The organism is Methanomicrobiales archaeon HGW-Methanomicrobiales-1 (assembly GCA_002839675.1).
In the GTDB taxonomy this organism is placed as follows: Archaea; Halobacteriota; Methanomicrobia; order Methanomicrobiales; family Methanospirillaceae; genus Methanoregula.
Window position 1 is genome coordinate 889,700 of the sequence record PGYM01000001.1, and the last position, 13,278, is coordinate 902,977.

Annotated in this window: 11 protein-coding genes; 2 read left to right on the plus strand and 9 right to left on the minus strand. The window is 50.3% G+C overall.

Annotation, left to right across the window (positions count from 1 at the left end; genetic code table 11):
• Positions 1 to 17: 17 nt before the first annotated feature.
• The 5 genes from CVV30_04505 to grpE all read right to left on the minus strand — a co-directional run bounded on the left by CVV30_04505 (position 18) and on the right by grpE (position 5,294).
• Positions 18 to 698, minus strand: a complete 681-nt coding sequence (locus tag CVV30_04505; protein PKL70617.1) for a hypothetical protein — start codon at positions 696 to 698, stop codon at positions 18 to 20.
• Positions 699 to 725: 27 nt separating this feature from the next.
• Positions 726 to 1,694 (minus strand): RNA methyltransferase, encoded by a 969-nt coding sequence (locus CVV30_04510; protein ID PKL70618.1) that lies wholly within the window; start codon positions 1,692 to 1,694, stop codon positions 726 to 728.
• Positions 1,695 to 1,763: 69 nt separating this feature from the next.
• Positions 1,764 to 2,888, minus strand: a complete 1,125-nt coding sequence (dnaJ, locus tag CVV30_04515) for a molecular chaperone DnaJ (protein ID PKL70619.1) — start codon at positions 2,886 to 2,888, stop codon at positions 1,764 to 1,766.
• A gap of 8 nt (positions 2,889 to 2,896) precedes the next feature.
• Positions 2,897 to 4,750 carry a molecular chaperone DnaK gene (locus tag CVV30_04520; GenBank protein PKL70620.1) on the minus strand — a complete coding sequence of 618 codons (1,854 nt, stop codon included), beginning with the start codon at positions 4,748 to 4,750 and terminating at the stop codon, positions 2,897 to 2,899.
• A 19-nt stretch (positions 4,751 to 4,769) separates the two neighbouring features.
• On the minus strand, positions 4,770 to 5,294 hold the full coding sequence (grpE, locus tag CVV30_04525; protein PKL70621.1) for a nucleotide exchange factor GrpE: 525 nt from the start codon (positions 5,292 to 5,294) through the stop codon (positions 4,770 to 4,772).
• 315 nt (positions 5,295 to 5,609) lie between these two features.
• Between grpE and purH the strand changes: the two genes are divergently transcribed.
• Both purH and CVV30_04535 read left to right on the plus strand, forming a co-directional pair.
• Positions 5,610 to 7,094: a bifunctional phosphoribosylaminoimidazolecarboxamide formyltransferase/inosine monophosphate cyclohydrolase gene (gene purH / locus CVV30_04530; GenBank protein ID PKL70622.1), complete on the plus strand. Its 1,485-nt coding sequence runs from the start codon at positions 5,610 to 5,612 to the stop codon at positions 7,092 to 7,094.
• A gap of 135 nt (positions 7,095 to 7,229) precedes the next feature.
• A complete protein-coding gene (locus CVV30_04535) occupies positions 7,230 to 7,880 on the plus strand; it encodes a hypothetical protein (protein PKL70623.1) in 651 nt (216 codons plus the stop codon).
• A 243-nt stretch (positions 7,881 to 8,123) separates the two neighbouring features.
• Here CVV30_04535 and ilvD read toward each other — a convergent pair whose 3' ends face one another.
• The 4 genes from ilvD to cbiQ form a co-directional block, all read right to left on the minus strand.
• Positions 8,124 to 9,767: a dihydroxy-acid dehydratase gene (ilvD, locus tag CVV30_04540; protein ID PKL70624.1), complete on the minus strand. Its 1,644-nt coding sequence runs from the start codon at positions 9,765 to 9,767 to the stop codon at positions 8,124 to 8,126.
• A 156-nt stretch (positions 9,768 to 9,923) separates the two neighbouring features.
• Positions 9,924 to 11,255, minus strand: coding sequence for a cobyrinic acid a,c-diamide synthase (locus tag CVV30_04545; protein ID PKL70625.1), 1,332 nt, complete (start codon positions 11,253 to 11,255; stop codon positions 9,924 to 9,926).
• Positions 11,252 to 12,454 (minus strand): ABC transporter ATP-binding protein, encoded by a 1,203-nt coding sequence (locus CVV30_04550; GenBank protein ID PKL70626.1) that lies wholly within the window; start codon positions 12,452 to 12,454, stop codon positions 11,252 to 11,254. The genes CVV30_04545 and CVV30_04550 overlap by 4 nt, the downstream gene beginning before the upstream one ends.
• Before the next feature lie 10 nt (positions 12,455 to 12,464).
• On the minus strand, positions 12,465 to 13,253 hold the full coding sequence (gene cbiQ / locus CVV30_04555; protein PKL70627.1) for a cobalt ECF transporter T component CbiQ: 789 nt from the start codon (positions 13,251 to 13,253) through the stop codon (positions 12,465 to 12,467).
• Positions 13,254 to 13,278 lie beyond the last annotated feature (25 nt).

Genomic DNA, 13,278 nt, shown 5'->3' on the forward strand with positions numbered 1-13,278 from the left:
AGATCCAAAAAAAAAAGTTAGTTCTTTTTCCTCACTTCAAGGAACCAGACAATCGCAACAATGGCAAAAAAGGAGATAATGCCGATGGTAAAAGCGTTTTTGATATACCAGGGGGTAGCTGCATCGCGGCTCTGTTCTGCAATCCGTTTGTTTGCAGCAAGATTCGGATAATCGGGACTGAGTGACTGGACCTTGTCAAATGCCGAGATGGCTTCATCATATTTTTTCATGCCGGCAAGGGAATAGCCTTTATTGAACCATGCTTCAGGATTCGAAGAATCAAGCGCAATGGCTTTTTCATAAGCTCCCAGTTCATCGTCATACCTGCCGAGATTATAGAGAATATACCCCCGGTTAATCCAGCCCTGTACATATTCCGGGTTAAGGGCCAGTGCCTTATCCGATGCAATAAGTGCCTCGCTGAACCGCTGGGCCCGGTTTAAGGCATCTGCCTTGCCATTCCAGGCTTCATAATAGTCCGGGGCAAGCGCAGTTGCATGATCATAGGCACTGATGGCTTCGGAATAATTCCTGCTTTTCATCAGTGCATTTCCCTGCGCATACCCGTCAGCAGCATCAGGAGAATATGCCAGCACCGGCATGATGCAAAGAACCAGGAAAAGAACGGTTAAAAATCCCGCGAAGAATATTTTTTTTGCGTACATGACAACCGGATCATATCTTGTGCTGATGACCATAAATTATTCTTCAAAACCGGATATGTTTTAATGGCCGAGAACGAGAACCCGGCGGGTAAGACTCTTGTGAACGCGCTGTTCGTGCTGCTGGAGAACGGTCATATGCTGTCGGGCGATCACTGAAATGTCCTTGTGAGTTACCACAACAGCCCGTCGGCCCGGTTTTAATACACGCCGGATTTCATCGAGTGCACCGGCATAGAGGTTATCCATGGTATCTGCTTTTTTTATACAGACTGACTGACCATAGGGCAGATCAGTTACCACTGAATCGATCGAATGATCCTTGAAGGGTAGCCGGGTTGCGTCAGCAAGCATCAGGAAAGACTGTGAACAATTCTGACGACTGCCCGATATCATCAGTGGATCGAAATCGCTGCCGATTGCATGAGCCCCCAGCAATTCTGCCTCAATAAGAATTCCCCCGGTGCCGCAGAAGGGGTCAAGGACGCGGTCTCCCGCCTGAACGCCCGCGATATTTGCCAGGGTTCTTGCCATGCGGGGCATCATTACCCCCGGGTGGAAAAAGTCCCGCTTACCGGGATTTCTCTCATCATAACCCGAACGGTTAATGGAGAAGAGGACCCTGCCAAAATAACACTTATCCTCGGAGAGAATTGCACGGTATTCGGTTTCGGGATTGTTTAAAGATACCGGGCCGGCAATCATATCGCCAATACACCGTTCGAATTCCCGTTGTGAGGAGGGGTTGAGTTCATAAAGCCCCCCATGGACTTTCTTTGCCCTTCCGGCAAACGTACGGGTCGTGGTGATAGCAAGTTCTTTGAGTAAATTTTTAAATGCCGGGATATTCGGCTCGCATTCCCCGAGATATTCGAGCACTACCTGGGTCATTGCAAGCCGTTGTGCCTGTTCCGGGTGGGGACAATCCACGACTGCAACCTGCAGGCGCTCTTCTAAGATAGTGCCGACACAGGAAAGTTCCGCAAAGGGGAGCGTCGGGTTCTCACCGGAAAGCTCAAAGAGCAACTTCATCCTTATCCCATTACATGCAGGAACTCAAATAAGTGCGTAAAAAAAGTAAAAATGAATCAGGGATTAAGGTTATTTTTTCCCTTTTTTCTTTCCCATAATGCCTGAGAAAAATCCACCGTTTCCGGTTGAGTGGCCTTCGAGATCGGCAAGTTTCTGGTAGAGTTCTTTTTGTTCATTGCTTAAGGATCTTGGCGTTACAATCTTTACCCGGACAAGAAGGTCGCCGGGATGACCGCGGCGTTTTACTCCCTCGCCACCAAGCTTTAAAGCAGTGTTAAATTGTATGCCCGCAGGGACTTTGAGATCGATATGACGCTTGTCTATCGTCTCAATCTCTATTGAAGTGCCCAAAACCGCCTGGGCCGGGCTGATCTCAATGGTTGTTTCAAGGTTATCGCCACTTCTCACAAAGCGGTCATGTGCCTGGACATATACTTCGATGAACAGGTCGCCGTTTGCTGCCCCGTAATCCCCGGCTTCACCATAGCCTTCCATGCGAAGCCGCATGCCATTGTCAATGCCCGCCGGGATATGCACAGAAACTTTTCGTTTCACCCGGGCATGACCGGATCCACGGCAGTCTTTACACACTTTCTCCGGAATTTTTCCTTTTCCCCCGCACTGGGTACAGGGTGTCATCCGGACAAACTGGCCAAACGCAGACTGTGCTGTCTGTCGCATCTGCCCGGTTCCGCCGCAACGGGGGCACGTGTTGAGGCGTTTTGTCTCGCTGCCGGATCCGCTGCAGGTGGCGCATGACTCGGTATGCATCAGTTCGATATCGCGATCCATGCCGGTAACTGCATCCTCAAGCCGGATCTGGATCCGCATGAGGAGATCGGCCCCGGGCTGGGGGCCGGACCTTCGCTGGCCCCCGCCGAAGAAATCAAAGATGTCTCCGAAACCGGAGAAGTCAGAGGAGAACCCTCCGCCGCCATGTCCTCCACCGGTGTAGGAGCCTTTTGACGCATTGGTAAACGTCTCATGGCCCATATTATCATACTGGGATTTCTTCTGTTCATCGGATAGGACGCTGTAGGCTTCGTTGATCTGTTTGAACTTCTCTTCAGCCCCTGGATCCTTGCAGACATCCGGGTGATACTTACGGGCGAGGTTGCGATAGGCCTTCTTTACTTCTTTGTCATCGGCATTCCGGGGTATCCCGAGAATGTCGTAGTAATCTCCTGCGCCCATTTTTTAGTTCACTCTTCTTTCACTTTGTAATCTGCATTGACGACATTATCATCGTCTTTTGTTTCCGCTTCCGGCTGGGGGCCGGCATCTGATGGCGGCTGTTGTGCAGCTGCCTGTTCGGCCTGAACTTTCTGGTAAATCTTGGTTGTCACAGCATATACTGCTTCGGTCAGTGCTTCCATGGACTTCTTGATCTCATCCAGGTTTTCCTCTTCAAGCGCTTTCTTGACTGCCGCAACACTATCTTCTACTTTCTGCTTGTCTTCCGCTTCGAGTTTGTCGCCACTCTCTTTGAGCATCTTTTCAGCAGTGAAGACGGCGGTGTCAGCCTGGTTGTGCAGCTCTATCTCATCGCGCTTCTGCTTGTCTTCATTCTCGAACGTCTTTGCGGCATCCATCATCTTCTTGATATCTTCTTCAGTGAGTTTCTTGTCACCCTTGATAGAGATGGCCTGCTGGTTACCGGAACCGAGATCCTTAGCCGAAACGTGGATGATACCATTCGAATCGATATCGAATGTGACCTCGACCTGGGGAATGCCCCGCGGGGCCGGTGGGATACCGGTCAACTGGAATTTACCCAGGGTGAAGTTATCCTTGGCAAGCGCACGTTCTCCCTGTACTACATGGATCTCGACACTGGTCTGGCCATCGGCTGCCGTTGAGAAAATCTGGCTTTTCCGGGTGGGAATCGTCGTGTTACGCTCGATGAGCTTGGTTGCGATGCCGCCTAATGTCTCGATACCGAGCGTGAGCGGGGTGACGTCCAGGAGAACGATATCTTTTGTCTCGCCGGTCAGGACCGCACCCTGGATTGCTGCACCGAGTGCCACACATTCATCCGGGTTAAGTCCCTTGTCCGGTTCCTTGCCGAGAAGCTTTTTGACGGTATCCTGGACAAGCGGAACACGGGTCGAGCCGCCAACGAGCAGGACATGATCGATATCTTTTGCCTCAAGTTTTGCATCGCTGAGCGCCTGCTTGACCGGGCCGACTGTTGATTCAACCAGGTTGCCGATAAGCTGCTCGAGTTTTGCTTTTGTGAGGTCGATGTTTAAGAACTTCGGGCCGCTCTTGTCCTGCGTGATGTAGGGCAGGTTGATGTTGGTGCTCTGGCGCTGCGAGAGTTCGATCTTTGCATTCTCCGATGCATCGCGAAGGCGCTGCATGGCATAGGGATCCGTGCGCAGGTCGATAGCTTCTTTCTTCTTGAATTCCTCAACAAGGTAATCGGTAACCAGCTGGTCGAAATCATCGCCACCGAGATGGTTATTGCCCGCAGTGGATTTCACTTCAAAGACGCCATCGCCAAGCGTGAGGATGGAAACATCGAAAGTACCGCCACCGAGATCGTAGACGAGGACGGTCGCATCCTTGTCCTTGTCGATACCATAGGCAAGGGCACTCGCGGTCGGCTCATTGATGATACGCATGACATCGAGTCCTGCGATCTTGCCGGCATCCTTGGTTGCCTGGCGCTGGGCATCATTGAAATATGCCGGGACCGTGATGACGGCTTTTGAGATCTTCTCGCCAAGATAGGCTTCTGCATCGATCTTGAGTTTCTGCAGGATCATCGACGAGATTTCCTGGGGCGTGTAATTCTTGTCATCAATCTTGATCTTTTCGCCGGTCCCCATCTTGCGCTTGATGGACTGGATTGTCCTCTGCGGGTTGGTCACGGCCTGCCGCTTTGCGAGACTGCCGACTAACCGCTCGCCCTCTTTAGTAAATGCTACAATCGATGCGGTTGTCCGCCCGCCTTCAGCATTCGGGATAACAATTGGTTTTCCTGCTTCCATGATGGACATACAGGAGTAAGTTGTTCCCAGATCAATTCCCAGAACTTTGTCATTTGCCATTTTTTTACCTCCTTTTTAATTACTTTCCTTTGGATACTGCAACTTTTGCGTGCCGGATAATTTTGTCATACATGCGATACCCGCGTGCCACTTCATCAATTACCATTCCTTCCTCTTCTTCAGAAGGAACATGGGCAATCGCCTCGTGCTCTGCCGGGTTGAAGGGTTTTTTGAGAGCTTCAACAGGTGAAATACCATGGCGTTGTAATTGTGAAATGAGCAGCTGTTGGATCTGCACGAGACCCTCGCGCAGGTGAGCATCGTCTGCTTTAATCGCCCGCTCAAAGTTATCAAGGACTTCAATAATATCGACAGCGAACCTTTCATTTGCCAGGTTCGTAATCATCTCCCGGTCACGTGCTGTGCGTTTTTTGAAATTTTCAAAATCCGCAGCAAGACGCAAGTACCGGTCATTGAGCTCGGCTACTGCCTTTCGCTGTTCATCCAGGGGATCTGAATCGGCCTGGGTGTTAACGGGGGCAGTATCCGGAATGCCGGTACTTTCTTTGCCGGTCTGTTCAACATTATGTTCTGCATCATTCATGGTGCAACCCTTACATTTTTCTAATATCACTTGTATTGTAGTTCTATATAAACATTCACTTCATTCTAATGCAGGAATCGGCGCAACGAAACGGGATTCATTATTGAAGCCCAAAACCGGGACTGCCAATGTTTTTTCTATAAAACTTCACGCGGATTTCGAAATAAACCGAAAATTTTGATTATTTATATATTCATTTTGCATTCTTTTTCTCTCAAATGGATCCGAGAAATAATTACATGAACTCCGGTAAATTACTGAAATAATTTTTGAATCACCATACCTTTTTCTTTCCTGTCCCTCATACACTTCACCATGAAGTGGGCACTGCTGTCCGTATGGGATAAGACAGGGATTATCGATCTCGCGCGAGAACTGGTAAAACAAAAATACAATATCATGAGCTCAGGAGGTACCGGAAAGGCACTTGCCGAAGCCGGGATACCTTTTACCGAGGTCTCGAGTTATACCGGTTTTCCGGAAATGATGGATGGACGGGTCAAGACCCTGCACCCCAAAGTTCACGGAGGTTTACTGGGAAGACGACAGATCGATGATGCGGTTATGATGAAACATGGTATCAATCGCATCGATCTCCTGGTTGTCAACCTCTACCCCTTTGAGATGATGTCCCGGAAACAGATGGGACTTGACGCCCTGATAGAGTATATCGACATCGGCGGACCGGCAATGATCCGGGCTGCGGCTAAAAATTACTGCAATGTGGTCGTAAGCGTTGATCCTTCAGATTACCCGGCGATTGTAAAAGCCATCAATGCGGGAGAAATCCCGGCAGATATGCGTCTCGACCTTGCAAGAAAAGCATTTGCCCGGACTGCCGCTTACGATGCAGCGATCAGTAACTATCTCTACCGGCTTGTTGACCCGTTTCCGGTTACTTTCTCTCTCCAGTTTACCGGTGGCCGGACGCTGCGTTATGGTGAAAATCCCCACCAGCAGGCAGCCGTCTATGGCACCAGTGGTATTGCCGGCACTGAACCCCTCCAGGGAAAGCAGATGTCTTACAACAATTATCTCGATGTAAATGCCGGGACCGGCCTTTTACGGGAATTTGAAGAACCGGCAGCAGTTATTGTCAAGCATAACAATCCGTGCGGGGTGGCAGTGGGAACAGACCTGCTGGATGCATACCTGTCAGCGCGGGATGTAGATCCGGTATCTGCCTATGGTTCGGTAATCTCATTAAACCGGGAAGTGGACCGTGTCCTGGCAGAAGAGATCTGTAAGACCTTTGTCGAAGTAGTCGTAGCTCCATCTTTTTCAAAGGAGTCGCTCGGCGTCATGAGCAGGAAAGAGACGATGAGAGTGCTCGCTCTTCCAAAGCCGTCTCCTGCGGACGAAATACGCACCATTGACGGAGGAGTACTGGTCCAGCGGACACCTGAATACCAGGAGCACTGGGAAGTGATCACCGACCGTGACCCCACTCCTGATGAGATGAAAGCTCTCCAGCTGGCATGGAAAGTCTGCAAGCATACCAAGAGCAACACGATCATATTTGCCGACCAGAAGAGGACGCTGGGAATTGGTGCCGGCCAGATGAGCAGGGTTGACTCGGCAAAGATTGCCATAGAGAAAGCCTGTGGCTCTCTCAAGGGATCTGCGGTTGCCTCCGATGCCTTCCTGCCATTCCCGGACACGCTTGAAGTAGCGGCAAAAGCCGGTGCAACAGCCCTGGTTCAACCCGGCGGATCTATTCGTGACAAGGAAGTCATTGAAGCCGCAAATAAATTGCAGATGGCAATGGTTTTTACGGGTGTGCGATACTTCAGGCACTGATATAATCAATTATTTTCATAATCCTGCCAAGAATCGGGGATAATTATATATTCTGCGAAGTTGCCATACCTTATTTAAATCGTTTGTGGCTGACCCAGTCATAGATGGTTCAGAATAATTATTGTGGTGAATTGTATGGATTACGGAAAAATGGTTGGAGACTCTTTTGCCTATGCAAAGGAGGGGCTTGTTGGAAAATGGGTGAAGTGGATCCTGCTGATCATCAGCTGTATTATCTTCCCGCTTATCCTGGGATACATGGTTCGGATCTTCAAGGGTGCAAGCCCTTCGCCTGAACTCGAGAACTGGGGTGGAATGTTTATTGACGGGATTAAACTCTTTATCGTGGCGTTGATCTATGCAATACCGATCCTCATCCTGGAATTCCTTGCCTTTGGTACTGCCCTGGTATCGGTAATGATGACCGGGGATGCAGCAGCCATGACAACGGGTCTGGCCGGTGCAGGAGTTATTTTCCTCCTCTTTGTCATTGTGGCAATCGTGATTGGCCTGATCCTTGCAACTGCTTATGTCCGGTTTGCCCGCACTGACAGTATGGGAGAAGCGTTCAACTTCAATGCGATATTTGCCCATATTGGCAGGATCGGCTGGGTTACGTATATCATCGCACTCATCATCATGGGCATTATTGTGGGAATTATCGAGATGATCTGCATGCTTATTCCGGCAGTCGGTGGTATCATCCTGTTCATCATTCTGCCTATCCTCGTGCTCTTCTACACCCGCTACTTAACCCTGCTCTATGAAAGCGCAGGATCAGCATAACTACACAAATAATTTTTTTACTATTTTTAGTGCAGAACAGGTATTTTTATTCTGAAACCTGATGATTCCCGGGTAACACCAGTTTTTTTAAATGTCGTTTAAAAATATGGCATACGGTAAATTTTCCAATCGGTGTATGGTATTGAAGTATTCTGCAAAGGAAGATGACCGTAATACCTACTCAGTAAATCGTTGAATTAATCCGTCAATCAAAAAAGGGAGGAGTAATTTTCACTGGAAAAATTACCGCTGCACGGCACCGAGATTTGCCTGCTCAACGGTTTTTGCATACCGGGCAAGCACGCCGGTCAATTTCTTTTCCGGGTGTTTGAGGATATTCTTTCGTTGTTGCAGGATGGCCGCATCGACAAGGATATCGATCTTTTTTGCAAACAGATCAACGGCAATCAGGTCCCCTTCATTGATGAGGGCAATAGGTCCGCCAATCGCCGCTTCCGGTGCCACGTGTCCGATACAGGGACCCCGCGTGCCCCCGGAGAACCGTCCGTCCGTGATAAGAACAACCTTTGTGTATCCGAGACCCATAAGCGCAGATGTGGGAGAGAGCATCTCGGGCATGCCCGGTGCACCCCGGGGGCCTTCGTAACGGATGATGATAACGTCCCCTTCCTGGATTTTGCGGGCAAGAATGGCCTTCATAGCCAGTCCTTCACCATCAAAAACCCGGGCAGGTCCCGTGTGTTTCCACATCTCTTTGGGAACCGCCGCACTTTTCACAACTGCCCCGTCGGGCGCAAGAGAACCGGATAAAATTTTGAGTCCCCCTTCTTTGTTTATCGGGTTATCGAGACTGCGGATGACTTCTTCATTCCTGATGCCTGCATCTTTTGCAATCCGGAGGATTGTTTTACCTGAGACTGTGATGTTGTCGTCAAGATATGATTCCAGTCTTTTGAGGACTGCCGGAATTCCCCCGGACCGGTGAAGGGTCTGCATGGAATGGGGACCGGATGGCTGCATATAACAGAGGTGGGGGATCTCGTCGGCAAGCGATCGGAAATCGTCAAGGGTCAGGGGGATCTCCGCTTCAACAGCAATTGCCATCAGGTGCAGGACCGTGTTGGTTGACCCGCCCAGTGCCATATCCATCCGGATCGCATTGCGGAGACTCTCTCTCGTAATGATATCCCGGGGTTTGATTCCTTTTTTCACCAGGGGCAGGATCGCTTCTCCGGTCTCGCGTGCAATCCGTAATTTTCCGGAATCGACTGCCGGAATAGCAGCACACCCGGGAAGAGACATCCCCATGGCTTCGGTCATGCAGGCCATGGTATTTGCCGTGTAAAGGCCCTGGCAACTGCCGCATCCCGGCATGGCACATCCTTCCAGTTCGCAGAGTGATGCTTCGCTCATGGTGCCTGCGGCAACTTTTCCCACCGCCTCAAAAACATCAATGAGAGAGAGATCTTTTCCATCCAGGGACCCGGAGAGCATCGGTCCTCCCGTGAGAACAATCGTGGGAATATTTGTCCGTGCTGCTGCCATTAACATGCCCGGCACGATCTTGTCGCAGGTCCCGACACAGACAATCCCGTCAAACCGGTGGGCTTCTGCCATCAGCTCGATCGAGTCGGCGATATTTTCCCGGGATGGCAGCGAGTAGCGCATACCTTCGTGGCCCATTGCAATGCCATCACATATCCCGATGACACCAAATTCAAACGGGACACCGCCGGCCGCTGCAATACCTTCCCGGACTTTCTCCGTAAGCTGCCGGAGGTGGGTATGTCCCGGGACGATCGTATTGTAGGCGTTTGCAATTCCTATAAATGGCAGCCCCATCTCCCGTTCAGTGACCCCGAGGGATCGCAGGAGCGAACGGTTGGGAGCCCGCTGGTATCCGGTTTTAACTTCGTCGCTGCGCATGAATTTTCACCAGGATTTTTAATAATGATAGATTTGCAGTAAGACAATTATATCCTTGTGGCAAAAGGGAAAAGAGATAAAATTAAAATTCTGAAATTTTTACCCTGAAAATTAAAAAAAAGGGGAATTTCTCCCAAAACAGATATAACACTCTGATCATCTGCGTGAGAACGTTACAGCCGAGGCAACCAGTGCATCAGCAAACAATGGAGTAAAGTAGGTATGTGTGTAGCATCCGAGAGCATTTCCCGAGATCAACCCGTCTTTTCCACCGTCGATACCTTTTCCCCGGGACAACTGTAATGCAAACCGGGCATCGCTTGCGGGATCCAACCGCGAATAATGAAATTCGTGGCCGGTAACTATCTGACCGGGGGAAATGAACGAATGATTCGCGATACTTTCCCCTTTTACATAACCCAGTGCCTGTATTCGCCCGGTCATCTCGGCGCTTGCCGGAAGGATTCCGCACATGCGGTAGGTTTTATCCGATTGGATCTCCTGGGAAAGATACATCAGCCCGCCGCATTCCCCATACACCGGCATACCCGCATCTGCAGCTGTTTTTAGTTCCTGCGTGCACCGGGATGATTCGAGACTGGCGAGATGAAGTTCCGGGTAACCTCCCCCGAGATATACGGCATCAACATCAGGGAGTGGATCGGAAAGCGGGCTGAAAAATACCAGTTCTGCACCGGATCGTAAGAGGCAGTCAAGGTTATCCCGGTAATAAAAACAGAATGCTTCATCGAGGGCTACCCCAATCTTTGTCCGTTGGGGGGAATTTTCTTTTTCGGCAGGCACAGGATTTGTCAAGAGCGGTGCATCATTTGCAGCACCAACCAGTGCATCCAGGTTACAGGTATCTTCGATAATTTTGCCAAATTCTCCCATACTACCCGATTCGTGTGCCATCCGGAGACCGAGATGCCGGCTTTCCACGGCCAGTTCTTCCTTCCGGGGAATATAACCGAGAACAGGATATTTTACTGACGGCTCAATCATCGAGCGGTGGCGGGGAGACCCGATACGGTTGACAATCACCCCGCAGAACGAAAGGGTTGGATCATAGCGCCAGAACCCGTCAATCAGTGCACCAACGCTGCGGGACATGCCTTTGGCATCCACTACCAGTACGACAGGAGCCTTTAAGATTCGTGCGACATGAGCTGTGCTCGCCATATCTGAACCATCGAGACCGTCATATAATCCCATAACGCCTTCGATGACGGCAATATCAGCACCTTCCGTTGCCCGGACAAATGTCTCAATACAACCCTTCTCTCCCATCATGAATGGATCAAGATTGCGGGAAACACGCCCGCAGATCCGGGTGTGATGGGATGGATCGATAAAATCGGGTCCTACCTTGAAGGGCTGGACTTTTAATCCCCTGCTGGTGAGGGCAGCCATAATGCCGCTTGCTATCGTGGTCTTACCACACCCGCTGTGGGTACCGGCAATAACTATGCGGGGAACCGGGTTCATGACCCACGTCCGTTTTTATCATCGCTCCATGCCGAAGTGTCAGTCAGCGGGTGCACGGGTATGCTGACGCCGCTTTCCAGGCCATAGGCATCCACTCGCAGGGTTACCCGTTTGACCATGCTTGCCGTTGTCAGGATAAGGGAATCTTCTCCTAACAGTCCTTTAAGAATACACTTGTCGATAACCCCGTAGGTAAAATCAAGGTGAATCTGGGAATTTTCCGCATATTGTTTTGCCCGGGTGCCCATGGCTCCGATGCTGACGCCATTATGCTCCGATAACCATTTCAATAAAAATTCCCGGTTGTCCAGATCGACATTGCAGACCGTTATTATCCCGTTCCGGCTGTGACCGCTGGATGTTTCAAAGAGCGTCTCGATGCAATGCATCATGTCCAGCACCGTTCGGGGTTTTTTACCGGGCAGCAAAAATCCCCGTTTCTGCAGTTCCATGTGAAGTTCAAGAAGGGTTGGAATCGATAAATGAGCTTTACGGACAGATTCGGGGTTGCCAAAAGCCACATCCGGTACATCTTCTTTTAAGATACCGCCGTCAATCATCAGGATGGCACGGTCCGCCCACGGGTATGCCAGCTCGACATCATGGGTGGAAATGATAATGGTCTTGCCTTCATGGTTCAGTTCATCGAGCAGTTCCATGATATCTTCAGAGCCCGATGGATCGAGACCACTGGTGGGTTCATCGAATACCAGCACATCCGGATCCATTGCCAGCACACCGGCAATTGCAACCCGTTTTTTCTCACCGCCCGAAAGCTGGTGAGGGGGGCGGCGCTCGAATCCCTCAAGCCCGACCTGCCGGAGTGCCATAGTAACTGCTTCTTTTACTTCGGGTATACTATAGCCGAGATTGGTTGGACCGAATGCCACATCCTGGTATACGGTCGGTGCGATGATCTGGCGGTCCGGGTTCTGGAGGACAAAACCCACGCGTTTGCGCAGTATTCGCAGGGAAGCCGTATCGTAACGGATTGGCTGGTTGTCAAAGAGCATGATGCCGGTATCCGGCCGAATCATGCCATTGAACATGGTAAGGAGCGTGGATTTACCGGCGCCGTTCGGACCCACGAGAGCGATCTTCTCTTTTTTACGGATATGGAAACTGATGCCGCGGATCGCCTCCATACCCCGGGGGTAACGATACCTGATATCGCGGGCTTCAAGTATGATGCTGCTCATGGTCTGACACCTAAAAAATTGTAATAGTCCCTGTTGCAATCACAACGGCAGTCGACAGAACCAAAAACGTCAGAACCGCAAGACAGGGGATTCGTTCCACAGGCCGGCTCTCCCCCAGCAGGGCAAATTTTCCGTCATAACAGCGTGCATCCATGGCCCTGATTAAATCATCACCGGCATCCCAACTGGCGATAAATGTTGCCCCGCATAAGGTGGCAAAAGAATACAGGGATTCACGGTATGTGGAATAGCCAAGACGCATAATCTGCGCATGATAAATCTGGATTACCTGGTCAATAAGAATAAAGATCGTGCGGTAAATGATCATCATCAAATCAATTACTACTTCCGGAACCCTGCACCGGCGCAGCACAATAAAGATATCAGTCATGGGGGTTGTCAGGGCAATGAAAATCATAGCCGACATCCCGCCAATGACCCTGCAGAAAACAAATACGCCCTGGTTTATGCTCTCCCGGGTAATGGATAATGCAAATCCCGGAAGGATATCCCATCGCCAGAATATATCAGAGCCCCCGGTGATGAGGATGATGCCGGAAACACTGATCAGAGCAAAAAAAAGAGGGGCTAAAAACAGTTCTGCATAGGTTTTCAGGTCCACTCGTGCAAGGATAAGAATCGCACCGGTCAGGATAAGCGCGATAAAAAGCGGGGCGAGATAACTCGCCGAGATAAGGCAGAGCAGGATTGCTCCCAGCCCTACCGTGAGTTTGAGATAAACGTTGACTTCCCGGAGCCCGTTTTTCTGGGCTATATCTTCCAGAAGTTCCTCAAACATAGATAGTAGTCATCCTTTGTACCGA